Source organism: Ruegeria sp. AD9, assembly GCF_056542305.1.
The window spans coordinates 154,549-177,396 of sequence record NZ_JBQFZP010000002.1 but is presented as its reverse complement, the minus strand read 5'-3'; the positions used below and the strand labels follow the sequence as shown (position 1 = coordinate 177,396).

General features: G+C 57.7%; 22 protein-coding genes and 2 tRNA genes. 16 read left to right on the top strand and 8 right to left on the bottom strand.

What is annotated here, in order from left to right; genetic code table 11:
- Positions 1-36: 36 nt before the first annotated feature.
- The 3 genes from ACR0AM_RS03885 to ACR0AM_RS03875 all read left to right on the top strand — a co-directional run bounded on the left by ACR0AM_RS03885 (position 37) and on the right by ACR0AM_RS03875 (position 2,637).
- Positions 37-1,503: a flavin-containing monooxygenase gene (locus ACR0AM_RS03885; protein ID WP_480622175.1), complete on the top strand. Its 1,467-nt coding sequence runs from the start codon at positions 37-39 to the stop codon at positions 1,501-1,503.
- Positions 1,504-2,505 carry an alpha/beta fold hydrolase gene (locus ACR0AM_RS03880; RefSeq protein ID WP_480622174.1) on the top strand — a complete coding sequence of 334 codons (1,002 nt, stop codon included), beginning with the start codon at positions 1,504-1,506 and terminating at the stop codon, positions 2,503-2,505.
- 55 nt (positions 2,506-2,560) lie between these two features.
- A tRNA-Met gene (locus ACR0AM_RS03875) sits at positions 2,561-2,637 on the top strand.
- Between the two features lie 58 nt (positions 2,638-2,695).
- Here the strand turns inward: ACR0AM_RS03875 and ACR0AM_RS03870 are convergent.
- Entirely contained in the window at positions 2,696-3,253 is a 558-nt protein-coding gene (locus ACR0AM_RS03870) for a ZrgA family zinc uptake protein (RefSeq protein ID WP_480622173.1), read from the bottom strand.
- A gap of 248 nt (positions 3,254-3,501) precedes the next feature.
- Here ACR0AM_RS03870 and ACR0AM_RS03865 point away from each other — a divergent pair, with 248 nt between their 5' ends.
- The 10 genes from ACR0AM_RS03865 (at position 3,502) to speB (ending at position 14,533) form a co-directional block, all read left to right on the top strand.
- Entirely contained in the window at positions 3,502-4,773 is a 1,272-nt protein-coding gene (locus ACR0AM_RS03865; protein WP_480622172.1) for an imelysin family protein, read from the top strand.
- Between the two features lie 93 nt (positions 4,774-4,866).
- Positions 4,867-5,160: a (2Fe-2S)-binding protein gene (locus tag ACR0AM_RS03860; RefSeq protein ID WP_480476910.1), complete on the top strand. Its 294-nt coding sequence runs from the start codon at positions 4,867-4,869 to the stop codon at positions 5,158-5,160.
- Positions 5,108-5,593, top strand: a complete 486-nt coding sequence (bfr, locus tag ACR0AM_RS03855; RefSeq protein WP_480475650.1) for a bacterioferritin — start codon at positions 5,108-5,110, stop codon at positions 5,591-5,593. Before ACR0AM_RS03860 ends, bfr begins: the two co-directional genes overlap by 53 nt.
- A complete protein-coding gene (locus tag ACR0AM_RS03850) occupies positions 5,553-7,100 on the top strand; it encodes a di-heme oxidoreductase family protein (protein WP_480622171.1) in 1,548 nt (515 codons plus the stop codon). Before bfr ends, ACR0AM_RS03850 begins: the two co-directional genes overlap by 41 nt.
- A 3-nt stretch (positions 7,101-7,103) precedes the next feature.
- Positions 7,104-8,114: an imelysin family protein gene (locus ACR0AM_RS03845; protein ID WP_480622170.1), complete on the top strand. Its 1,011-nt coding sequence runs from the start codon at positions 7,104-7,106 to the stop codon at positions 8,112-8,114.
- 3 nt (positions 8,115-8,117) lie between these two features.
- On the top strand, positions 8,118-9,203 hold the full coding sequence (locus tag ACR0AM_RS03840; protein ID WP_480622169.1) for a DUF1513 domain-containing protein: 1,086 nt from the start codon (positions 8,118-8,120) through the stop codon (positions 9,201-9,203).
- Between the two features lie 100 nt (positions 9,204-9,303).
- Positions 9,304-11,193 (top strand): biosynthetic arginine decarboxylase, encoded by a 1,890-nt coding sequence (gene speA, locus ACR0AM_RS03835; protein ID WP_480622168.1) that lies wholly within the window; start codon positions 9,304-9,306, stop codon positions 11,191-11,193.
- Between the two features lie 22 nt (positions 11,194-11,215).
- Positions 11,216-12,439: a saccharopine dehydrogenase family protein gene (locus ACR0AM_RS03830; RefSeq protein WP_480557714.1), complete on the top strand. Its 1,224-nt coding sequence runs from the start codon at positions 11,216-11,218 to the stop codon at positions 12,437-12,439.
- Positions 12,440-12,524: 85 nt separating this feature from the next.
- Positions 12,525-13,694 carry a carboxynorspermidine decarboxylase gene (gene nspC / locus ACR0AM_RS03825; protein WP_480622167.1) on the top strand — a complete coding sequence of 390 codons (1,170 nt, stop codon included), beginning with the start codon at positions 12,525-12,527 and terminating at the stop codon, positions 13,692-13,694.
- Positions 13,691-14,533 (top strand): agmatinase, encoded by an 843-nt coding sequence (speB, locus tag ACR0AM_RS03820; RefSeq protein WP_480622166.1) that lies wholly within the window; start codon positions 13,691-13,693, stop codon positions 14,531-14,533. Before nspC ends, speB begins: the two co-directional genes overlap by 4 nt.
- Here the strand turns inward: speB and ACR0AM_RS03815 are convergent.
- Positions 14,530-15,120, bottom strand: a complete 591-nt coding sequence (locus ACR0AM_RS03815) for an HD domain-containing protein (RefSeq protein WP_480605317.1) — start codon at positions 15,118-15,120, stop codon at positions 14,530-14,532. The genes speB and ACR0AM_RS03815 overlap by 4 nt on opposite strands.
- A 102-nt stretch (positions 15,121-15,222) precedes the next feature.
- Here ACR0AM_RS03815 and ACR0AM_RS03810 point away from each other — a divergent pair, with 102 nt between their 5' ends.
- Positions 15,223-16,056, top strand: coding sequence for a LysR family transcriptional regulator (locus tag ACR0AM_RS03810; RefSeq protein ID WP_480622165.1), 834 nt, complete (start codon positions 15,223-15,225; stop codon positions 16,054-16,056).
- A 2-nt stretch (positions 16,057-16,058) separates the two neighbouring features.
- Here ACR0AM_RS03810 and lptF read toward each other — a convergent pair whose 3' ends face one another.
- On the bottom strand, positions 16,059-17,198 hold the full coding sequence (gene lptF / locus ACR0AM_RS03805) for an LPS export ABC transporter permease LptF (protein WP_480622164.1): 1,140 nt from the start codon (positions 17,196-17,198) through the stop codon (positions 16,059-16,061).
- A gap of 443 nt (positions 17,199-17,641) precedes the next feature.
- Between lptF and ACR0AM_RS03800 the strand changes: the two genes are divergently transcribed.
- A complete protein-coding gene (locus tag ACR0AM_RS03800) occupies positions 17,642-17,854 on the top strand; it encodes a hypothetical protein (RefSeq protein ID WP_480622163.1) in 213 nt (70 codons plus the stop codon).
- Positions 17,855-18,018: 164 nt separating this feature from the next.
- Here the strand turns inward: ACR0AM_RS03800 and ACR0AM_RS03795 are convergent.
- A tRNA-Trp gene (locus ACR0AM_RS03795) sits at positions 18,019-18,094 on the bottom strand.
- A gap of 141 nt (positions 18,095-18,235) precedes the next feature.
- Here ACR0AM_RS03795 and ACR0AM_RS03790 point away from each other — a divergent pair.
- Complete coding sequence (locus ACR0AM_RS03790) at positions 18,236-18,940, top strand: lysophospholipid acyltransferase family protein (protein ID WP_480506017.1); 705 nt, start codon at positions 18,236-18,238, stop codon at positions 18,938-18,940.
- On the opposite strand, the gene ACR0AM_RS03785 is transcribed toward ACR0AM_RS03790, so the two are convergent.
- Genes ACR0AM_RS03785 through ACR0AM_RS03770 form a run of 4 tightly spaced genes read right to left on the bottom strand, consistent with a single transcriptional unit; the run spans position 18,937 to position 22,772 of the window.
- Complete coding sequence (locus ACR0AM_RS03785; RefSeq protein ID WP_170346142.1) at positions 18,937-19,182, bottom strand: MoaD/ThiS family protein; 246 nt, start codon at positions 19,180-19,182, stop codon at positions 18,937-18,939. The two genes, ACR0AM_RS03790 and ACR0AM_RS03785, sit on opposite strands and share 4 nt — an antisense overlap.
- A complete protein-coding gene (locus ACR0AM_RS03780) occupies positions 19,175-21,430 on the bottom strand; it encodes a xanthine dehydrogenase family protein molybdopterin-binding subunit (protein ID WP_480622162.1) in 2,256 nt (751 codons plus the stop codon). The genes ACR0AM_RS03785 and ACR0AM_RS03780 overlap by 8 nt, the downstream gene beginning before the upstream one ends.
- A complete protein-coding gene (locus ACR0AM_RS03775) occupies positions 21,430-21,909 on the bottom strand; it encodes a (2Fe-2S)-binding protein (protein ID WP_209504694.1) in 480 nt (159 codons plus the stop codon). Before ACR0AM_RS03775 ends, ACR0AM_RS03780 begins: the two co-directional genes overlap by 1 nt.
- Positions 21,906-22,772, bottom strand: coding sequence for an FAD binding domain-containing protein (locus ACR0AM_RS03770; RefSeq protein WP_480493673.1), 867 nt, complete (start codon positions 22,770-22,772; stop codon positions 21,906-21,908). Before ACR0AM_RS03770 ends, ACR0AM_RS03775 begins: the two co-directional genes overlap by 4 nt.
- Positions 22,773-22,848 lie beyond the last annotated feature (76 nt).

The window sequence follows — 22,848 nt, the reverse complement described above, 5'->3', positions numbered from 1 at the left end:
AGATATCCATAAAGTTGTTTCAGGAGGGGCGCTTCAATGCACCACGCGACAGAGATGCTGATCATCGGTGCCGGGTTCTCAGGGCTGACGATGGCGCTTGAGGCACGCAAACACGGCATCAAAGATATCGCCATTCTGGAAAAGGCCGAAGATATCGGTGGCACGTGGCGCGAGAACACCTATCCTGGCGTCGCCTGCGATGTGCCTTCACATCTGTATTCCATGGCGACCCACCCTAATCCGTACTGGAGTCGCGCCTATGCCGGTGGCGCAGAGATACAGGAATATCTGCAAAATGTCGCGCATCAGGAAGGATTGTATAATCTTTGCCATTTTGGGCAGGAGTTGAAATCGGCGAGATGGGATGGCACGCATTGGCAGGTTGAAACCACGGATGGCCAGATCTGGTCAGCCAAGTTTCTGGTCTCGGCCATTGGCGCGCTGCATCATCCCAGCATTCCGGATATTCCCGGCACCGACAGCTTTCCCGGCCCCTGTTTTCATTCGGCCAAATGGGATCACACCGTCGATCTGACCGGAAAGCATGTGGCAGTTGTCGGCACCGGGGCGTCAGCCGTTCAGTTCGTGCCAGAGATTGCCAAGATTGCGCGCCACGTCACCGTTTTTCAGCGCAGCGCGCCTTACGTTATGCCGCGCCCTGACGGCCCGATCGCGCCATGGGTGCGCAAACTTTATGCCTACCTTCCCCTGCTTCCCCGCATCCGGCGCAAACTGATTCTCATGTTCTTCGAGTTCCGTCACCGCGTGTTCAGGGGCGAGGAACGCGCGATGAACTTTGCCCTAAAAATGTGGCGCAAGTCACTGGAAGGCGCGATTGCGGACCCCAAAGATCGGCGCATTCTGACCCCGGACTATCGAATTGGGTGCAAACGCATTCTCAGTTCAAATGACTGGTATCCGGCCCTGGCCCGCGACAATGTCAGCGTCATTCCGTACGGCGTCGCCAGTATCGATGGAAACAGCATCCTGGCGACAGATGGCACCAGGACAGAGGCAGACGCGCTGATCTGGGGCACCGGGTTTCAGGTCACCAATGTCGTTGAAAGGTTGGATATCACCGGCACAGATGGGCTAACGCTGCGGTCGGCCTGGGCGAATGGGATGTGTGCACATCTGGGCACAGCGATAGCCGGTTTTCCCAACTTTTTCATCCTTCTGGGGCCTCATACCGGGTTGGGGCATAATTCGGTCGTGCTGATGATTGAAGCTCAGGTCGGGCATATCGGCCGGGTTCTAATCGAGATGCAACGCAAGGAACTGTCGGTGATCACTCCCGATGCGGTGAAACAGGCGGCCTTTACGCAGGAAATGCATGACCGCCACGCGGACAGTGTCTGGCAGACCGGAGGCTGCACATCCTGGTACATTGATGCGGATGGGCAAAACACGACGCTTTGGCCCGGAACAGTTGCCGAATTTCAAAAACGCATGTCACAATCGGGATTGGAGCAATACATCCCTATTAGGACCGGAGACAGCTAGATGACATTTATTCTTAGCGTGGTTACGGCCTTTGCCGTCTTTCTTCTGGCCATGGCCCTGTGGACCCGGCGTATAACCCGTCAGGGGCTAAAAACCGTGCCGCAGATGGGCCAGATCGTGCCCGTGCAGGGCGGCAGCATCCACTATGTGGAAATGGGCAATCCGGACGCGCAGACGGTTGTTCTGATTCATGGCCTGGCTGGGCAGTTACAGCATTTTACCTACGCGTTGGCGGATCAACTGGCCGAGGATTACCACGTCATCGCGTTGGATCGCCCCGGTTGTGGATATTCAACCCGGGATACGGCAGAACTCGCACAATTGCCGCAGCAGGCCGCGATGATTGCTGAATTTCTTGAAACCAAGGGCGTGGATCAGGTCGTGGTGGTGGGGCATTCACTGGGCGGTGCGGTGTCGCTGGCGCTGGCTTTGGACCACCCCGAGCGGGTATCCGGCCTCGCTCTGCTGGCGCCACTGACGCACAGGCTGCCTGAAACACCGGTGATCTTCAAACCGCTCGAGATCCGGACCAAATGGCTGCGCAGCCTGATTGCCAACACGATTGCGGTTCCCATGGCCTCAAAAACAGCACCGCACAGTCTGGGTGTGGCATTTGACCCTGAAACCCCTCCAAATGACTTTCTGGACCGTGCGGGTGGTGCGCTAGGGCTGCGCCCGTCGGCCTTTGTCACGGCCTCGCAGGACGTTATCGGGTTGGATGCCAGCTGCGATGTGCTGGTGGCCAGATACCCCGAGCTGTCGGTCCCCGGCGGGATATTGTATGGAAGTCAGGACGCGCTTCTGTCCCCTGCCCGTCACGGACCGCCGATGGCCAAATATGGTCTGAGCTATGAAGAGCTTGACGGTCTGGGTCATATGATCCTGATCACAGAACCGGAGATATGCGCCGCGTTTATCCGCAGGATGGTGGACGCCACGATATTCCGTCAGACGCCCTTGCAGGACCCGGTGACAGAGCCCGTGAAAGAATTCCCCGGTTAGGGCGATTTCCCTCTTGACCCTCCCCGGCCCCTCGCTTACATCGCCTCTCACTCACGGCGGAGTAGCTCAGTTGGTTAGAGCAGCGGAATCATAATCCGCGTGTCGGGGGTTCAAGTCCCTCCTCCGCTACCAAAATCCCCCGACCATCGAACAAAAACACCACTTTTGGTTTTCCCTTTGAATTCAGCGCTCATCGACCCGGCCGAAGATCGAGATATGGTGCCGCGCGTGTAATTTCGACAGCGTCCTGAACCCCGCTCGTATTCAAGTGGATGTTCAGCTGGCCAGTCCCACTGAACCGCGCGAAATAGGCGAACTCGATCATGTTCAGCGCACCCATATCCTGACACTGAATGACATAGTCTGCCTGAAACTCCGAGTGACTCTCTGCCGTTGTGGAGCCTGTGACTGCGTTCGCCTCACCTTTCTGCTGTGTGATGCCGTATGTCAAAACCACATGGGCGGTCACCGTAGAGCACCCAGCTTCGGGCGGGGTTACGAACAGGTCTAGCGGGTCGGAAAGTTCCGACATTGCTATGGCCACACGCGTGCGGTTGTCATCGTTTTCAACCGGGGATTCAAACCCGACGATGTCCATGCTTGGCACCCTCAGCGCCAAGGCGAACCCGGTGTCCGAAAACACGATATCGATCTGACCTGAACCATGGTGATGAGGCGTGGAAATCTGCGTTGCTTGCGCTGCAAGTGCCGCAGGAAACAGGAACAAGGCCAGAACCACGCGCTTCATGAACAACAAACCACCTAAAAAGAATCACTAGGATGATTTTAGCCCGAAACATGTACCGCACAATGTGATCAGCCGGATCAAGACCTCGTCAGATATGGGGAGGGTGACCACCGGGCCAGCAACTCCATTTCCCGATAAAAAAACTCAGATTGACAATGTTGACTTTTTAACTCAGTTATTTCAGCGAAAGCCGCCGCGGGAACAAACCCGCCTGATCTGACAGTTCTGACAAGAAAGTAATGACCTCAATGACCAAGTTGTTTGCAACAGCCAGCGCTTTGACATTTGCGACAGCCTCTTTTGCTTTTGCCGGGGATGTGCCTGCAAAAGCGGATATTCTGGAAACCTATGCCGATATTGCCGAAGCTAAGTATGACGACAGCCTGATTGCGGCAAATGCTTTGCGGGATGCAGTCGGTGCGCTGATTGCCGAACCCTCGGACGCGACCCTGACTGCGGCACGAGCAGCATGGGTTGCAGCGCGTGTGCCCTATCAACAGACCGAAGTTTATCGCTTTGGCAATGCAATCGTTGATGACTGGGAAGGCAAAGTAAACGGTTGGCCGCTGGATGAAGGTCTAATTGATTATGTCGACGCGGCCTATGGTGGTGCGACGGATGAGAACGAATTTGCGGTTCTGAATGTCATCGCCAACCCCAGCTTCGAACTGTCGGGCAAAACCATTGACGCCAGCACGATTACTCCGACCCTGCTGAGAGAAACCCTGCACGAAGCTGATGGTATCGAAGCCAACGTCGCAACCGGCTACCACGCTATCGAGTTCCTGCTGTGGGGTCAGGACATGAATGGCCACCGGGCAGGTGCAGGCAACCGTCCAGCCACTGATTATGCAAACGGCGATGCCTGCACCGGTGGCAATTGCGACCGTCGTGCCCAGTATCTGAGCGCCGCAACCGACCTGTTGGTCAGCGATCTGACCTGGATGACCGATCAATGGAAACAAGGCGGCGCGGCGCGCGCGGCGCTGATGGAAAATGAAACGGCGGGTGTCAGTGCGATCCTGACCGGTATGGGTTCACTGTCCTACGGTGAACAGGCGGGTGAGCGGATGCGTCTGGGCCTGATGCTGAACGACCCGGAAGAAGAGCATGATTGCTTTTCGGACAACACCCACAACAGCCATTACTACGATGGGCTGGGCGTTCAGAACGTCTATCTGGGCAGCTATACCCGCATCGATGGAACACCTGTATCGGGCGCATCACTGGCCGAATTGGTAAACGCAACAGACCCGGAACTGGACGCCGAGATGAAAGCGAAACTGGCCGTCACGATGCAAGCCCTTGGCAGGATCAAATCGACCGCGGAAGTAGGGTTTGCCTATGACCAAATGCTGGAACGCGGCAACGAAGGCGGTGAAACCCTGATCATGGCCGGCGTCATCGGCCTGATCGACCAGACCAAGACAATCGAGCGCATCGTGACCGCACTGGAACTGGACCAGATTGAATTTGAAGGATCAGACAGTCTGGATAACCCCGACGCGGTATTCCACTAAACAAGAACGCGCGCCGGGGGCTTGCCTGCCCCCGGTACACTCAACACGCTGACCCGCCAGCCCACTGAGCCACACAAACTCAAGCCAACATCCATGATTGTCTGCCACTGCACCAACATCTCGGACCACGACATCCGCGCCGCCATCGACTGGATGCGGACAGCCGACCCCCGAACCATCATCACCCCGGGCAAGGTTTACCGTGCTCTTGGAAAATCGGCGGATTGCGGCGGATGCATGCCTCTGTTTCTGGACACGATGCGGTCAAGCGATAATCTCGAAGTACCCATGCAACTCCGCGCTCTGCGCGCGGCAGTATCACAGGAGAGTGCAGATGAAGGGCGATCCAAAAGTCATCGAATATCTCAACAAATCTCTGCGGCATGAACTGACTGCTGTCAGCCAATACTGGCTGCACTACCGGTTGCAGGAAGACTGGGGACTTGGCCACATGGCCAAGAAAAGCCGCGAGGAAAGCATCGAAGAGATGGGCCACGCGGACATGCTAATCGAACGGATCATCTTTCTGGAAGGCCACCCCAACCTTCAGAAGCTAGACCCGCTTCGGATAGGTCAAACACCAAAGGAAACGCTGGAATGTGACCTTGCGGCCGAGATTGATGCACGGGCCTTGTACAAGGAAGCGCGCGAATACTGTCGGGATGCCGGCGACTATGTCTCGATGTCGCTGTTCGAGAAGTTGATGTCCGATGAAGAGGGTCATATCGACTTTCTCGAAACGCAGCTCGACCTCTATGAAAGGATCGGCGAAGCCAATTATGCGCAACTCAACGCATCGAAAATGGACGAAGGCGAATAGCTTTGTCGCCCTGTCGGTGGTCGCCTTTGCGGCCACCCCTTCCCTGTCAGCCGAACTGGTGGATCTGCATCTGAACGTCACCCCCCGCACTGACGATGAACGCGCCCGGATTGCCGTTGTCACGGCGCCGCCCCAGGATTTCAGCGCACCGCAGCAATTTGAAGAACTGCCCGCCGGGGCCGCGACAGTTCGAGTTCGTACGGACGCGGATGCGTTCTCGCAACCCTCAGACAACTTGAGCTTTGAACAGGAGCTGAATTTCAAGGTCGGAAACGGGCTGTTCAAGAAGGTTTGGGTTTCGTCGCCCTCATCGACGCTCGCCTCTGACGGGTTGGGGCCGCTCTATAACGCGCGGTCATGCCAGCGCTGCCATATCAAGGATGGGCGCGGGCACACGCCAAACGGGCCCGATGACAACGCGGTTTCGATGTTCCTGCGGGTCTCGATCCCCGGCACGTCGGAAGATGGCTATGCAGCGATCGAAGAATACATCGCCACTGTGCCCGAGCCTACCTATGGTGGGCAGATGCAGGATTTCGCACTGGCAGGTCATCCAGCGGAATACCGGCTGGACATCTCGTACGAAGAAATCCCGGTAGCGCTTTCTGACGGTGAAACCGCCTCACTGCGCCGCCCGACTTATCAGGCAGCCGGTCTGGGTTATGGTCCGCTGCACCCGGACGCGATGCTAAGCCCACGGATCGCGCCGCAGATGATCGGGCTTGGCCTGTTGGAAGCGATCCCGGTCGAAGACCTGCTCGCTAGGGCCGACCCCGACGATTTGGATGGGGACGGCATATCGGGTCGCCCGAATATCGTCTGGTCGGTCGAGTTTGACACCCCAATGATGGGCCGGTTCGGTCACAAGGCGGGGATGCCGACAGTTATGGAACAATCGGCTGCTGCTTTTGCCGGGGATATCGGCATATCGAACCCGCTCTACCCTGCTCCGCACGGGGACTGCACCAATGTGCAGGTGAACTGCATCAAAGCCCCGCACGGCGACGATGATGAGCGCGGCTTTGAGATCGATCATCAGGGTATGGACCTGGTCGCTTTCTACAGCCGCAATCTGGGCGTGCCGGGTCGCCGCGACGTGGACAACCCCAAGGTTTTGCGCGGCAAAGAGGTATTCCATGCGACCGGCTGCGCGTCATGCCACACACCGTCACATGTCACCCATCGGATGGAAGACCGGCCCGAGCACAGTTTTCAGTTGATCTGGCCCTACACCGACCTGTTGCTGCATGACCTGGGCGAAGGTCTGGCCGACAATCGCCCCGAGGCCCGAGCGACAGGCCGGGAATGGCGCACGCCGCCTTTGTGGGGCGTTGGCCTGACCGAACGCGTCTCGGGCCACACGGAGTTTCTGCATGACGGGCGGGCGCGCACCTTGCTAGAGGCGATCCTGTGGCATGGCGGTGAAGCACAGGCTGCCCGTGATGCCGTAGTCTCGATGCCCAAGGCAGACCGTGACGCCCTGATCAAATTTCTGGAGAGCCTGTGACCCATGCGTTTTCTTACCCTTGTTGCAGTGTTGTTGATGCCACTTGCCGCGCAGGCACAGGATCGCGCACCGGTCCTGATGGATGTGACTGAAACGCATATCCTGCCCCGGTTCGACACCCTTCCGGTAATGACCGGCGCGCTTGTCGGCACATCATTGGTTGTGTGCGACCCGACCTCACCGACGCTGCGCGCGGCCTACGATGCGGCTTTCGACAGCTGGATTTCAGCCAGCCACCTGAGGTTCGGTCCGACTGAGGTCGATGATCGCGCTTTCGCCATGGCTTTCTGGCCCGACACGAAAGGGTTCACATCCAAAACTCTGTCCCAGCACATCGAGGCTCAGGATGATGCCGTGCAAAGTCCGGACGCCTATGCCGAAACGTCAATCGCAGGGCGCGGGTTCTTTGCCCTCGAACGGATGTTGTTCGATCCCACCTTCGCGGAACAGGGCAATGCCGAATATCGCTGCGCGCTGATCAGGGCGATCACGGCGGACATAGATGCCAATGCCCGGGCGATAGCGCAGGACTGGCACAGCTATGCCCCTAGCCTTACCCTACCCGGAGAGAACAGCCGCTATCGGACGCAGGACGAAGCGATGCAGGAATTGTTCAAGGCCCTGTCTACCGGTCTTGAGTTCACGGCTGACACTCGGCTGGGTCGCCCCATGGGGACAATCGACCGCCCCCGTCCGAACCGGGCCGAAGCGTGGCGGTCCGGGCGGTCTTTACGCCATGTGGAACATTCACTGATATCCTTGCGGGATTTAGCCGCACGACTTTCTTTTGATCACGCCGAAATCGCGTCAGAACTGGATGCAGCGTTTGCACGTGCCATTCAGAACGCTCAATCCATTGACGATCCCTCGCTGGCCGGGGTTTCAGATCCCCAGGCCCGGTTCCGGATCGAGGCGCTTCAACAGTCGATCCACGATATCCGCACCATCGCCGTGACCGACCTGGGTCCGACATTGGGGATCAGCGCAGGATTCAACTCGCTGGACGGAGACTAACCCATGACGTCACGCCGCCATTTTCTTGCCGGTCTTGCCGCGACCACGATTTCCCCGGTTCGCGGGTGGGCCTCGGCCGGTTCGCCTGATTTTCTGGCCGCAGGGTTGTTTCCCGACGGGTCCTTTCGACTTGCCGGGTTGAGCACATTGGGGAAAATCGTGTTCTCCGTGCCTCTACCCGGACGCGGACATGCGGCCGCTGCCCACCCGCACAAAGCTCTGGCGGTTGCGTTTGCCAGGCGTCCGGGCACCTTTGCCATCGTCATCGATTGCGCAACCGGCGCGCAGATTGCGCAGCTAAATGCCCCTGAAAGCCGACACTTCTACGGCCACGGCACATTCTCGGCAGATGGCGCGTATTTTTATGCCACAGAGAACAACTACGAAGCCGGGACAGGTATTATCAGTGTCAGGGACGCAGAAAGCTTTTCGCGTCTGGGTGAGTTTTCATCGGGCGGAATAGGCCCGCATGACATGCGCCTGATGCCCGATGGGGAAACGCTGGTGATCGCCAATGGCGGGGTCGAAACCCACCCCGAAACCGGGCGCACAAAGCTGAACCTGCCGACGATGGCACCCAACCTGAGCTATCTCACCCTGTCGGGCAGGATCCAAGAGCAGGTATCGTTACCTGACGAACTTCACAAAAACTCGATCCGACATCTGGCCGTGCGACGTGACGGTCTGGTTGGTTTTGCCATGCAATGGCAGGGCAGCAAGTCTGAACACCCGCCCCTGTTGGGCCTGCATCGTCAGGGTGAAGCCCCGCGCCTGCTTGCCGCGCCGGATCACGAACAAAGCATGTTGCAGGGATACGCTGGCAGCATCGCATTTTCAGCCGACGCCGAGACGATCGCAATCACCTGTCCGCGCGGCAATGCGCTGCACCAGTTTGACACAACCAGTGGCACATTCATCGGCGCCTTCGCGCTTGAGGATGTCTGTGGGCTTGGGGCCGGTGCGAACGGGTTGGTCTTTACCACGGGAACAGGCGCCTTCGGGACATTGACGGGCGCGCGCCCAGCTGTTCGAACCCGCGCCGAATGCCAATGGGACAATCATCTGATCCCAATCCACCCGTCCGCGTAAAATTCGGAATCCCCAATCAGATAGTTTACACTTGGAAGAATCAAACTGCTGCCGTATTGGCGGGCGCGAAACTGGCACCCTACGTTAAGGACCGACTTGATTGAAACAGACGCCCGACGCACCGCATTCCATCTACGGAGTTGAGAAATGGGGCAAAGGCCTCATCGAGGTGACCGAACAGGGCGAGATCGGTCTGCGCAATCCCATGGCCCCCGAGACAGCGGCGATCAGCCTGCCCGGTATCCTCAGCGATCTGGACGACCGCGGCATCAAGGCACCGATGGTCCTGCGAGTCGCGTCTTATCTGGAACACGAAATCGCCCATCTGAACGAAAGTTTCCAAGATGCGATTACGCGCGTGGGCTATAATGGCAGCTATCGCGGCGTATTCCCGATCAAGGTAAACCAACAGGCCCAGGTTGTTGACCGGATCGTCGAGTTTGGGAAGAAATATAACTATGGGCTCGAGGCAGGCTCCAAACCCGAACTGGTGATTGCGCTGGCCCATCGTCTGGCCCCTGACGCGCTGATCGTGTGCAACGGCGTCAAAGATGCCGAGTTCATCCAATTGGCGATTCTAAGCCGCAAGATTGGGTTCAACACGGTCATCGTTCTGGAAAGCCCGAAAGAGGCCGACACGGTAATAGAAGTTTACAACGAACTGGGCATCGAGCCCCTGATCGGTGTTCGGGTGAAGCTGACCAACCAGATCAGCGGCAAATGGGAAGAAAGTTCGGGCGACCGCTCGGCCTTTGGGATGAACACCGATCAGCTTATCGCCACGGTAGACAAGCTGAAAGACGCAGGCTTGCTGCATTGCCTCAAGCTGCAGCATTCACATCTGGGCAGCCAGGTTCAGGATGTCAACGATGTGCGCCGTGCTGTGGGCGAAGCCTGTCGCTATTACACCGAGCTTACGCGCGAAGGCGTGCCATTGACTCACCTGGATCTGGGTGGCGGCATGGGGGTCGATTACACCGGCGAAAAGAAAGCCGCCGAAAACTCGATCAACTACACGGTCGAAGAATACTGCGCCAATGTCGTCGAAACCGTGGCCTACGCCATGGACGAGGCAGAGGTGGGCCATCCGACACTGGTCACGGAAAGTGGGCGCGCGGTGGTGGCGACGTCCTCGATGCTGGTCTTCAACGTGCTCGAAAGTACGCTTTACGATGCGCCCAATGGCCCCGAGGTTGATCCGGATGACCACCACTTGGTCTCGGACCTCGCCGCGGTGCACGGATACCTCTCCCGCGACCGTCTGCAGGAATGCTGGAACGACGCCACCTTCTATCGTAACGAGCTGCGCGCCCTGTTTCGTCGCGGCTATGTCGACCTGCGTCAGATGGCGCGGGCCGAACGGATATACCTGTCGCTGATGGCCCGGCTCAAGGCATTGGCCGCTTCAGAGGATCTGGAAACGGACCTGAATGACCAGCTTGAAAAGGTTGCTGATATCTATCACTGCAACTTCTCGCTGTTCCAGTCGTTGCCAGATGTCTGGGCCATCGACCAGCTGCACCCGATCGTGCCGTTGCAATATCTGAACCAGATCCCCGACCGTCGCGCCGTGCTGTCCGATATCACCTGCGACAGCGACGGCAAGATCGACCGGTTCATTCTGGCCGACGGTGTTTCCCCCAGCCTGCCGGTGCATTCCCTGCCCGAAGAGGACGAATACTTCATGGGTGTCTTCTTCGTCGGCGCCTATCAGGAGACCTTGGGCGATCTGCACAATCTCTTTGGTGACACCAACGTCGTCACCATAGACCTGCGTCGGGACGGTGGCTTTGACCTGCTGCACGAACAAGAGGGCGACACGATCAGCCAGGTTCTGTCATATGTCGAATTCGACCCGCAGGATTGCGTCGCCGCCTTCCGCAAAATGGTGGACGAGGCGATTTCGACCGGCAACCTGAAAGCCAAGGACCGCAAAACCCTGATGAGCGCTTACCGCGACTCGATCAATGGTTACACCTATTACGAATAACCCCTGAGAGGAGATCACCCCCATGGGAACTTTGAGTGGCAAAACACTGGTTGTCGGCGCAGGTGGCGTTTCCCACGCTGCCGTGCACAAGATGGCAATGAATTCAGATATCTTCACCGAAATCACGCTGGCCAGCCGCACGAAATCGAAATGCGACACTATCGCCAGGTCGGTGAAAGACCGTGTGGGCGTTGATATCGCGACCGCCGAGTTGGACGCCTACAAGGTCGAAGACACTGTAAAGCTGATCAAGGAAACTGGTGCTGAAATCCTCGTAAACCTCGCCCTGCCCTATCAGGATCTGGTGCTGATGGACGCATGCCTTGAGGCGGGCATTCATTACGTTGACACCGCGAACTATGAGCCCGAGGACGAGGCCAAGTTCGAATACCACTGGCAATGGGCCTATCAGGAACGGTTTAAGGCGGCCGGTTTGACAGCCATCCTTGGTTCGGGCTTCGATCCCGGGGTCACATCGGTCTTTGCCAAATGGTTGAAAAAGCACAAGCTGGACACCATCCGCCAGATCGACGTGCTTGATGCCAATGGCGGTTCGAACGATCAGGAATTTGCCACCAACTTCAACCCCGAAATCAACCTGCGCGAAGTACTGGCCGAAGTGCGCCACTGGGAAAACGGCGAATGGAAACATTCTCCCGCCATGACCCACAAGGTCGAGTTCGATTTCCCCGCCATCGGCCCCAAGAACATGTACCTGATGTATCACGAGGAACTGGAATCGCTCTCGACCCACTTCCCCGAGATCGAGCGTGCCCGTTTCTGGATGACATTCGGCGACGCCTATATCATGCATGCCAAGGTCTTGGAAAACGTAGGCATGACCCGCATCGACCCTGTGATGCATAACGGTAAGGAAATCATTCCGATCCAATTCCTGAAAACCCTTTTGCCTGATCCCGGTGATCTGGGCGCGGAAACCAAGGGCAAGGCCTGCATCGGCGATATCGCCACAGGTCAGGCCAAGGATGGCTCAGGCGAGAAGACTTATTACATCTACAATATCTGCGATCATCAGGAATGCTATGCGGAAGTCGGCAGCCAGGCCGTCAGCTACACCACCGGTGTCCCCGCCATGATCGGCGCGGCGCAGGTGCTGAAAGGCAACTGGACCGAGCCCGGCGTATGGAACATGGAACAGCTCGACCCGGACGACTTCATGGCCATGCTGAACGAACATGGCCTGCCATGGCAGGTCCATGAACTCGACGGCCCGGTCACCTTCTGATCCGCTTCAGCTTCATCTGGCCCTAAATATCCCGGGGGTCCGGGGGCAGCGCCCCCGGCCTCTCCACCAAACGGAGACGCCGGTTATGTCCGACATGATGACCACACAGGCCGGAGACGCCGGTGCCTTCCGCAATTTCAACCTCTCCCGTGTACCCAGCCCTTGCTTTGTGGTCGACGAAAAAGCGGTTGAACGGAACCTGAAAATCCTCGCTGATGTCGGAACCCGTTCCGGCGCGCATGTTCTCAGCGCGCTCAAGGCGTTTTCAATGTTCTCACTGGCCCCGTTGGTGCGCCGACACCTTGTGGGCACCTGCGCCTCGGGTATCTATGAGGCCCGGCTGGGCCGCGAGGAATATGGCGGAGAGGTCGCCACCTTCTGCGCCGGGTACAAAGACGCGGATTTCGACGAAATCCTGTCGTTGTCCGATCACGTCATATTCAACTCCCCTGCCCAAAAGGATCGGTTTCTCGCCAAAGCCCAAGCCGCCAAAGTGCACGTTGGCCTGCGCATTAATCCGGAACATTCCGAAGGCGAGGTTCCGAAATACGATCCCTGCGCCCCGTGCTCGCGCCTTGGCACACCGGTCATCCAACTGACCGCCGACACCCTGCGCGGTGTTGACGGGCTGCACATGCATACGCTTTGTGAACAAGGGTTTGCGCCTTTGCAGCGCACCTGGGACGCTGTCGAACCGAAGCTCAAACCGTACCTTGATCAGCTCAAGTGGCTGAACTTCGGCGGTGGCCACCACATCACCCGCGACGATTATGACCGCGACGGGCTGGTGGCCTTCCTCAAGGACATTCGCGAAACCTATGGCATTGATGTTTATCTCGAACCCGGCGAGGCTGTGGCGCTGGACGCAGGTGTTCTGATCGGTGAAATCCTCGACCTGCCGACCAACGGCATGAACCTCGCGATCACCGATATTTCGGCCACATGCCACATGCCCGACGTGATCGAGGCCCCCTATCGCCCTGCCCTGATGGATGAGGCCGAAACAGGCCATACCTATCGCCTTGGCGGCCCGTCCTGCCTGGCGGGTGACGTTATTGGCGACTACACCTGGGACAAGCCGCTGGAGATCGGGCAACGTTTTGCCTTCCTCGATCAGGCGCACTACTCGATGGTCAAGACGAACACTTTCAATGGCGTCCCCCTGCCCACAATCGCCCTGTGGAACAGCGAAACGGACGAGCTGAAGATCATCCGGCAGTTCGGATATGACGACTTCAAGGACAGACTCTCATGAGCATTTTTCTCGACAGCGAATTGACCACATCCGAACGCACCGAAGATGCCCGCTTTCGCGTGATCCCGGTGCCTTTGGAGCGCACGGTCTCTTACGGTTCCGGCACGGCCAAAGGCCCCGAAGCGATTATCGAGGCCAGCAATGAACTGGAACGCATCGCCGGTCACGCGGAGCCCTGTGTCGAAGGGATTTTCACCGAAGAACCGCTGAATTGTGACGGCCCGTTGCCCGAGGTGATGGAACGCCTTGCGCACCGCACCGAGGCTGCAATTCGGGCCGGAAAGGTGCCGGTCACTTTGGGCGGCGAGCATTCCCTCAGCTATGGTGCGGTGAAGGGTGTGGCCCGTGCGCTAAACCAACCCATCGGCATCGTCCAGATCGACGCCCATGCCGACCTGCGCAACGCCTATCAGGGCGAAAAACATTCCCACGCCTCAGTGATGCACCTGCTTGCCGAAGAAGGCGTTCGGCTGGCCCAGTTCGGTGTTCGCGCTTTTTCAACTGAAGAGGCCCAAAGCCGACTGAAAAACCACGTCTTTCACGTGGATGCCGAGGAACTGGTGACAGGTAACATCCATTCGGTTGACCTGCCTGCAGACTTCCCCGAGCTGGTCTATGTCAGCTTCGACGTTGATGGGTTGGATCCATCGCTGATGCCCGCCACCGGAACACCGGTGCCCGGAGGGTTGGGCTATTATCAGGCACTCCGGCTGGTCGAACACGCGCTCAAGGGGCGCAGATGCGTGGGCTTCGACGTGGTTGAGCTGGCCCCGGACGGCAATGCCGCCTGGGACTTCACCACAGCTCAGATTGTCTATCGCCTGATGGCCGCCTGTTAATCTTCGGCAGTTTCGTTCAGCTCCATATGGCCTTCGCCCTTGCTCAGGATGCGGCGCAGCATGGGTTCAAAAAACTCCAGCGGTTTCGTCGGATAGTCTGGGTCAAACGCCTTCTGATCATATTCATGGCAGAAATAGCGACAGTCTTCCCAATGGGGGCTGTCGCGATACTTGTCGCGCGCGTTGCGGTCGCCGCCAAGGTGGTGGTTGTAGTAGTAACCCTGAAACACGCAATGGTGTTTGAGTATCCAATAGGTTTTCTCGCTGACATAGGGCTTCATCATCGCCGCTGACAGCTCTCCATGGTTGTAGGGTGACAGAATATCGCCGGTATCGTGGATCAGAGCGGCGACCACCAACTCCTCATCCGCGCCATCCTCATAAGCCCGGGTCGCGGCCTGAAGGCTGTGCTGATACCGGTTGACCGGATAGGGTGTCCATTCCTCGTCCAACGACCGAATAGCGTCGAGGATGCGATCCGGCAGAGCCGCATTATACGCCTCTTCATAATCCATAACGGCGTCCCAGTCGGCCTTGGTGGCATTCTCAAAACTGGTCCAGGTCGGTTTGTGGCTTTTGTCCAGCATGGCTGATCCCTTGGCGTGTTTCCTGAAGTCGACAATATTACGAGTCGCAACTTCAAAAAAAATGAATTGATTTTATCACAATGATCAAAAAATACTCTCGGTATGCGAACCAAAGCTTTGGAAACCTTTCTATGTGTGGCTGAAACGGGTGGTTTTCATGCCGCTGCCCGTAAGCTGAATGTGACTCAAACGGCCGTCAGCGCGCGCATTCATCTGATCGAAGAAGAAACCGGCAGACCACTGTTTACCCGCGGCGCCGGTGGTACAGCGCTGACCGAATTTGGCAGACAATTCAAACCGTATGCAGAACAAATATTGTCCCTTTGGGCCTTCGCGTCGCGCGACTTACCGTTGCAGACGCAAAACCGCCCGGCACTTCGGTTGGGTGGTCAGCTCAGCATCTGGGACCCTTTGCTTGTGGATCTGGCTGTTCGGTTTGAACAGCGCTTTGACAAACTGCTGCTGACACTGAACTACGATCACGATCTGAACATGGTTGAAGCTGTGGCGACCCATGTGCTGGACGTGGCGATCACGCATGAAACGCCATCAGACCGACGCGTCACTTATCACGAACTGGAACCGGAGCTTCTAACCCTCGTCAGAACACCGCAAGCAGCAACGGCAGAAAACGATTTGGTCTTCGTCAATCTTGAACTTGGAGAGATCTACCAGGATCACGTTAGATCGGCTGCGCGACGTGCCTCAGGGCAGACCTTGTTTCTTGGCAATTGCATGATGGCGCTACGATATGTCCTGCAAAGAGGCGGATGCGGCTACTTCCCCGACTACGTCATTTCGCAACATCTGGCTTCGGGTGCGCTCGAACGGGTCGAAGACAGTGTAAGCCTGCTGTTGCCGATGTATTTGGTCGCCCGTGGTGATCGCGAAGAATTCGACGACATTCGTTGTTGTCTGGAAGAACTTCGAACCTGAAATCAAGCGGGTGTTGGGATGACCTCGGACCCGCGCGCACGTTTCCGCAAAAGCGGACGACCTGCGACAAGCAGAAAACAGCACGAGATCAACACACCCATAACGGCGGGAAGGTAAAGCAGCGCCCAAAGCTTCGGGTCATCGATCACAACCGGGGACACAAACCCGCGTACGCCTTCAAGCAGCACAAGAATGGTAAAGGCACCCAAAATCTGAGGCCACAATCCAAACCGTGAAAAGCTGCCCAGCATCAGGGTTGAATACCCCGCCAGCGACACGGCGATGCAAATGGCTATCCAAGAAAATCGCTGATGCAGTTCTTCGATCAACTTACCCTGGCTGAACCCCTCGGTTTCTGAAATCGTATCCCGGTTGAGGATCAGATCAGAGGTCGGAATGGCTTCGAGGCTGCGGTTCGTCAACGGGCTTGCGTTCGTCAGTTGCGAAATGTCGTATGATGCGTCCTGAAACAGGGTCGAGGACAGAACCCTGCCCGCTTTGTTCAGGCGCAGCGCCACCCCGTCGACCATCACCAGATGAACTCCCGCGTCGTTATTGACCAGATAAGCGGTCACGCTGGAATAGCTGACTGCGTTTTCCGGGTCGCGCCGATCGGACACGAACACCTCGTGCAACGTACCGTCTAAATCGATGCCACCGATGTAAACCGTAACATCTTCGGCGGGGTGCAGAAATTCGCCTTCATTCAACAACTGCGCTGTCACATCTCCTGCTACTTCGGCTTGCCGGTATTCCAGTTGTTGGACCGATGCAGGGCGCAGGAACACACTGATGGCAGCCATCATCAGACCGGTGATCACACCGAACAAAACAACGGCCCGCGCTAGTCGCCACGGGCTTGACCCGGTTGCCAGCATCACTGTCATCTCGCTTTCGCGACTCAATCTGTTGGTCACATAGACGGCAGCCGCAAATACCGCCATCGGCATAACCGTACGAACAAGCGTTGGCAGGGTAAGCGCGGTGAATTCAAGAAACACCATAGCGGACTGGCCACCGCTGATGACTTTGTCAAACAGGCTGACAGAACGGGTGATCCAGAAGACACCCACCAGGACGAGGGTGAAGAAGCCGAATAAAACCAGCAATTGCCGCAGAAAATATCCATCAAAACGCGACATATATCCTCATCCGGCTGATTGCGTCGTGGCCGGACAATAAGTCAATCGCCCACCCAAGGAAACCTCGATTACCGCCTCAGAACCGGCATCGGCGGCAACCTAGTTATTCGGACATAGGAAGGGCGCGCTCAACCACAAGCGCGCCCCGGCCACAGGAGGGAAAAACAAAACAGCGTCATGTACCGAACGTGAGCGCCAACTCGTAACAGTTGTAAGTAAAGCGGGATTCTAGTGATTGGTCTGTGATTTAGTTCACCTTTGAACCGGTCACATGAACACTCTTATGGACAAGAACCCCAGCAAAAAGTTAACGACACGTTAACGCCTTGTTTCCAGCCCATTCACTGTACTACCAACATAGTGATACCTGTCGGTTTTGGTGAATGTCCGTGACAGGACGATTGCAAATAACAGTATCAGTTGGCACAAGGAGTCCGATGGCAATGCATAAACCTTCGACATCAGAAGCCGCTGCACTGAATGCGCAATTACTGAAAAAGACCGACTCGGATTACGATGTCGCTATGTGGGCCGCGTGTGCATTGATGGCGCTCCACTCAGACAAACCAGCGGTGTTTCAAGAATACCAGAATATGTGGGCTGAAAAACTGGATGCGGTACGCCCGCACGAAAAAACAGGTGCCAACAAAGGATAACAACAGGTCACGATGGCCTCGCGCCATTGTAGCAGTGTTGTCGAAGCCAATGCTGCGACTAGTATTGATCCAAGCGCGAAATAGCTGAAGACAGGTATAGCGAACTCAAAGGCTGAAACCCGTTCATCGTTGGAAATCACAACTTAGTATTCGGACAATTTCAATGGCAGGGGCAGCAGGGTTCGAACCCGCGACCTACGGTTTTGGAGACCGTCGCTCTACCAACTGAGCTATACCCCTGTAGTGAGCCCCAGATATGCCAGCCGCGCGGCGGACTCAAGAGGCTTTTTCAAATTCCGATCCACGAAATGTCCGGACAAACAAGTTGCGCAAAATGCGTGGTGCGCTAAGACAAGGACCGGTTAGCAGAAGGAACCCGGCGTGAACCTCCGTAAGAAGATTGCAGACAGCGAAGCTGTGCTAAACTGGGTGGCGCGTCGGATTGCAAATTATATTCGGCTGGTACACCGCAACACACGTTGGCAGCGCATCGGCTATGAAGAACTGGACCAGTTGGCCGAACAGGGTGAGCCGGTCATCGTTGTTCTCTGGCATCAACGGCTGGTGCAGTCGCCTTATTTTTTCCCGCTGGACAAGGGGCGCATCTGTTCGATTACATCTTCTGCGCGGGCTGGCAGCATGGTGGGTCGCGTGCAAAAGTTGTTTGGAATGGACACCATTGCCATGGCCAGCAAGGCACGTCATGTCGCCCTGTCGCGACAGGTATTAGGCAAAATGAAACAGGGGATATCCATTGGCATAGCGGCGGACGGCCCCCGTGGGCCAGAGCGGGTTTTGTCGACGGTTCCTCTGGTTTGGGCGCGAACATCGGGTAAACGTGTTTTTGGTATTACCTTTTCGGCGAAACATGGGCGCGAAGCAGGAACATGGGATCATCTTTTGATGCCCCGGCCATGGGGTAACGAGGGGGTATTTCTGTGCCGGGAATGGACAGAAACAGTTCCTCGGAAAGCCAGCGAAGACGAAATAGAAACGCTGCGTTTGAGTCTCGAACAACACATGAACGATATCACGGCCGAAGCAGACCGAATGGTCGGGCGCGAGCCTTGGTCGCCTGACGCTTAACCGCCCCTCAGCCTTTGCATCAAATAGACTTCACTGCCTTCGGGAATCGGTTCGGTCAGTCCGGTCGCGATCACGCGCCCGTCGACAGCGATAGACACGCCAGCGTCGATGGGTGCTTGAAGCTGCGGATGCGCACGCACGAGCGCACGCAGCAACTCTCCGGTGGTTTTGGCCTCGACCTCAACCACCTGCTGGCCCCCGGTCAGTGACCGGAGGCCGGACCAGAGGTGAACCTCAACCATTGCCCTTGAGAGCGGCCAGAATGCGTGGCGGCGACATCGGCAGCCGCTTCATTCGCACGCCAGCCGCGTTGGACACAGCGTTGGCAATGGCGGCCAGTGGCGGCACGATACCCGTTTCGCCCACACCGCGAACGCCAAACGGGTGGCCCGGATTCGGAACCTCGACGATCACGGTGTCGATCATCGGCAGGTCGCTGGCCACCGGGATGCGGTAGTCAAGAAAGATCGAGTTCTGCAAGCGACCGTCTTCGCCGTAGATATATTCCTCGTTCAGGGCCCAGCCGATACCTTGCGCGGCACCGCCCTGATACTGGCCTTCGACATAGGTCGGGTGGATCGCTTTGCCCGCGTCCTGAATGACCGTGTAGCGGGTCACACTGGTCTTACCGGTTTCCGGGTCAACCTCGGCATCGACGATGTGGGTGCCAAAGGACACGCCAGCACCTTCGGGGGTTGCCTCGAAATGGCCCGAGATCGGACCACCGGTTCGGCCCATATCAGCGGTGATATCGGCCAGCGGCATCGGATCGAAATCGCCTGCATTCGGGCCTGAGGGCACCGCACAGCCGTTTTCCCATTTCACCGCATCAACCGGGATACCCCATTTGGCCGCAGCCCGTTCGCACAGTTTCTCGACCGCGTGCCTCGCAGCCTTGATAGTTGCCAGCCCTGACGCATAGGTCACGCGAGAGCCATGGCTTACGTCATTGTAGCCCAGTGTGGCCGTATCGGCGATGGTCACCCGGATATTCTCATACGGGATGCCCAGAACCTCGGCCGCCATCAGGGCCATCGATGCGCGCGAACCACCGATATCAGGCGTTCCGACCATCACCTGAGCCGAGCCATCCTCGGACAAGGCAAGCGACACGCTGGTCTCGCCACCATGGTTGAACCAGAAGCCACAGGAAATCCCGCGCCCCTGCCCCGGCTTCAGCGGAGCCGAATAATGAGGATGCGCCTTGGCTGCTTCCAGCGTTTCGACAAGACCGATGCGCTCGTAGGTCGGTCCATAGCTGGCCTTCGTGCCCTCATGCGCGGCGTTCTTCAGGCGTACCTCAACGGGGTCGAGACCCAGCTTGTTGCACAACTCGTCAATCACCGACTCGACCGCAAAGGCACCCATCGGTGCTCCCGGCGCGCGGTACGCTGCCTGCTTTGGGCGGTTGGCCATAACGTCATAGCCGATCTGCTTGACGTTGGTCAGGTTGTACGGCGCAAAGGCACACATGGCAGTCATGTCGCCCGGCGCGCCGGGAAAGGCTCCGCCCTGAAGGCGGAAGATGCCCTGAGCCGCCGAGATCGTGCCGTCTTTCTTCATGCCGATTTTGACGTCCATCGAGGCAGACGAAGTCGGACCAGTAGCCCGGAACACCTCGGACCGGGTCATCACAAGCTTGACCGGGCGATTGGCCTTACGGCTGAGCGCTAATGCGACGGGTTCGATGAAAACGGTTGTCTTACCGCCAAACCCTCCGCCGATCTCAGACGCAGTGACACGCAACTGCGAGGTTTCGACCCCCAGAAGCGCGGCACAGGTTTTCTGCGCAATCCAATGCCCCTGCGTCGTGCACCACAACTCACCCTTGCCGTCATTACCCAATATGGCCAAACAAGCGTGCGGTTCGATATAACCCTGATGCGTCGCTTCGGTGACGAAACTGTCTTCGATGACCAGATCAGCTTCGGCAAATCCGGCCTCGACATCGCCGTGACCGCTTTCATGGTAGCGGACAACGTTCGGGTGCATTCCTTCCGGCACGGAATAATCCGCGGCTCCTTCGCGGATAACAGGCGCATCCGGTGCCATCGCCTTATCCACATCGGTGACGTGGGGCAGCACTTCGTACTCGACCTCGATCAGCTTAAGCGCGTCACGAGCCGCCAATGCCGAAGTCGCTGCAACCGCTGCAACCGCGTGCCCGTCATATAGCGCTTTCTCACCGGCCATAACGTTTTCCAGAACATTATAAAATTCGCCTTCCAGACCGGGTTTGAACGGCACGTCAGCAAAGTCGGCACGCGTTACAACAGCTTTGACATCCTTATGTGCCTCGGCTTTCGACGCGTCGATCTTCACAATCCGCGCATGCGCATGAGGTGAGCGCAGAATCGCGCCATGCAGCATTCCCGGGGCGTAGGCATCCGCACCAAATTTGGCGCGACCTGTCACCTTGTCCAGACCGTCCGGGCGGTTGGGGCGGGTGCCGACAAAAGTGAAATCTGATTTACGATCGTCCAGAGCCATTACGACGCCTCCCGCATCTCAGCCGCCGTATCCATCACGGCGCGAATGATCTTGTCATATCCAGTACAACGGCAGAGGTTGCCTGCCAGCCAATACCGCGTTTCTTCCTCGGTCGGGTTCGGGTTTTTCTCCAGCAGAGACTTGGCCGCCACCAGAATGCCCGGCGTGCAGATGCCGCATTGCAGGGCGGCGTATTCGATCATCTTCTTTTGCAGCGGATGTAGAATATCACCGTCGGCAATGCCTTCGACGGTTTCGATCTGCTTACCCTCGGCCTCCACACCCAGCATCAGGCATGAACAGACCAGGCGGCCATCAACGGTGACCGAGCATGCGCCGCAATCGCCGGTGCCACACCCCTCTTTCGCGCCTGTCAGGTTCAGCTTGTCACGCAGACAATCCAGCAGGGTTTCACGCGGATCACACAGGTATTCGACCGCATCGCCATTCACGGTGGTGGTTACGTGGAACTTTTTCATGCGTCTTCTCCCTTCGCGCGGGCATAAGCAATTTTTGCGGCGCGCTTGGCCAGAACGCCTGCGACCTCGGTACGGAACGCGATCGTGCCGCGCTTGTCGTCAATCGGGTTACAGGCGGCAGAGGCGGCGGCGGCCAGCGCTTCCAGGGCTGCATCATCCAGCGTGCTGCCGATAATGGCCTTGGCGCAGTCTTCGACCAGCAGAACGGTCGGGGCCACAGCGCCCAGTGATACACGGGCCTCGGTGATGGTGTCGCCGTCAAGACGCAGGTTCACACCAACGCCAACCACAGCGATGTCCATTTCGGTGCGGGGGATGAACCGCAGATAGGCATCGCCGCCGTTTTCCCCACGTGCCGGGATATTGACCGCCGAGATCAGCTCGCCTTTGGCCAGCGAGGTTTTGCCGGGGCCGGTCGGAATATGCTCGACCGCGACTTCGCGAGTACCGTCCGGACCGGTCACGGTGACGGTCACACTAGCTGCGACCATGGCGGGCACGGAATCAGCCGCAGGTGAGCCGTTACACAGGTTACCGGTCGGTGTTGCGCGCCCCTGCACCTGGGTTGATCCGATCAGGTCCATCGCCTCGACCACACCGGGCCAGTCACGACCCAACTCAGGATGCTCGCTCATTTCGGCACCGGTTGCGGCAATTCCCAACGTCCAGCTTCCATCAGCGTTGCGGGTGATGTCGTGTACACCGTTGATTTTCTTGATGTCGATCAGCGTATCAGGCGTCACCAACTCCGAGCGCAGCTGCACCAATACGTCAGTGCCGCCCGCCAGAAAGCGCGTGATGCCCGTCGCATTTGCGGCCAGAGCCGAAGCCTCGGCAAAGCTGGCGGGGCTGTGATAATCCATAATGCTACCTCGCACCTGTTGGTCAGGGATATCTGGGTTCCGGGCGACGTTAATTCACCACCCACCTGACGTCCAT

What these genes read in the sequence shown, in the direction of transcription:
- ACR0AM_RS03885 (WP_480622175.1), top strand. Translation starts at nt 37, where the DNA reads ATGCACCACGCGACAGAGATGCTGATCATCGGTGCCGGGTTCTCAGGG.
- ACR0AM_RS03880 (WP_480622174.1), top strand. Translation starts at nt 1,504, where the DNA reads ATGACATTTATTCTTAGCGTGGTTACGGCCTTTGCCGTCTTTCTTCTG.
- ACR0AM_RS03870 (WP_480622173.1), bottom strand. Translation starts at nt 3,253, where the DNA reads ATGAAGCGCGTGGTTCTGGCCTTGTTCCTGTTTCCTGCGGCACTTGCA.
- ACR0AM_RS03865 (WP_480622172.1), top strand. Translation starts at nt 3,502, where the DNA reads ATGACCAAGTTGTTTGCAACAGCCAGCGCTTTGACATTTGCGACAGCC.
- ACR0AM_RS03860 (WP_480476910.1), top strand. Translation starts at nt 4,867, where the DNA reads ATGATTGTCTGCCACTGCACCAACATCTCGGACCACGACATCCGCGCC.
- bfr (WP_480475650.1), top strand. Translation starts at nt 5,108, where the DNA reads ATGAAGGGCGATCCAAAAGTCATCGAATATCTCAACAAATCTCTGCGG.
- ACR0AM_RS03850 (WP_480622171.1), top strand. Translation starts at nt 5,553, where the DNA reads ATGCGCAACTCAACGCATCGAAAATGGACGAAGGCGAATAGCTTTGTC.
- ACR0AM_RS03845 (WP_480622170.1), top strand. Translation starts at nt 7,104, where the DNA reads ATGCGTTTTCTTACCCTTGTTGCAGTGTTGTTGATGCCACTTGCCGCG.
- ACR0AM_RS03840 (WP_480622169.1), top strand. Translation starts at nt 8,118, where the DNA reads ATGACGTCACGCCGCCATTTTCTTGCCGGTCTTGCCGCGACCACGATT.
- ACR0AM_RS03830 (WP_480557714.1), top strand. Translation starts at nt 11,216, where the DNA reads ATGGGAACTTTGAGTGGCAAAACACTGGTTGTCGGCGCAGGTGGCGTT.
- nspC (WP_480622167.1), top strand. Translation starts at nt 12,525, where the DNA reads ATGTCCGACATGATGACCACACAGGCCGGAGACGCCGGTGCCTTCCGC.
- speB (WP_480622166.1), top strand. Translation starts at nt 13,691, where the DNA reads ATGAGCATTTTTCTCGACAGCGAATTGACCACATCCGAACGCACCGAA.
- ACR0AM_RS03815 (WP_480605317.1), bottom strand. Translation starts at nt 15,120, where the DNA reads ATGCTGGACAAAAGCCACAAACCGACCTGGACCAGTTTTGAGAATGCC.
- ACR0AM_RS03810 (WP_480622165.1), top strand. Translation starts at nt 15,223, where the DNA reads ATGCGAACCAAAGCTTTGGAAACCTTTCTATGTGTGGCTGAAACGGGT.
- lptF (WP_480622164.1), bottom strand. Translation starts at nt 17,198, where the DNA reads ATGTCGCGTTTTGATGGATATTTTCTGCGGCAATTGCTGGTTTTATTC.
- ACR0AM_RS03800 (WP_480622163.1), top strand. Translation starts at nt 17,642, where the DNA reads ATGCATAAACCTTCGACATCAGAAGCCGCTGCACTGAATGCGCAATTA.
- ACR0AM_RS03785 (WP_170346142.1), bottom strand. Translation starts at nt 19,182, where the DNA reads ATGGTTGAGGTTCACCTCTGGTCCGGCCTCCGGTCACTGACCGGGGGC.
- ACR0AM_RS03780 (WP_480622162.1), bottom strand. Translation starts at nt 21,430, where the DNA reads ATGGCTCTGGACGATCGTAAATCAGATTTCACTTTTGTCGGCACCCGC.
- ACR0AM_RS03775 (WP_209504694.1), bottom strand. Translation starts at nt 21,909, where the DNA reads ATGAAAAAGTTCCACGTAACCACCACCGTGAATGGCGATGCGGTCGAA.
- ACR0AM_RS03770 (WP_480493673.1), bottom strand. Translation starts at nt 22,772, where the DNA reads ATGGATTATCACAGCCCCGCCAGCTTTGCCGAGGCTTCGGCTCTGGCC.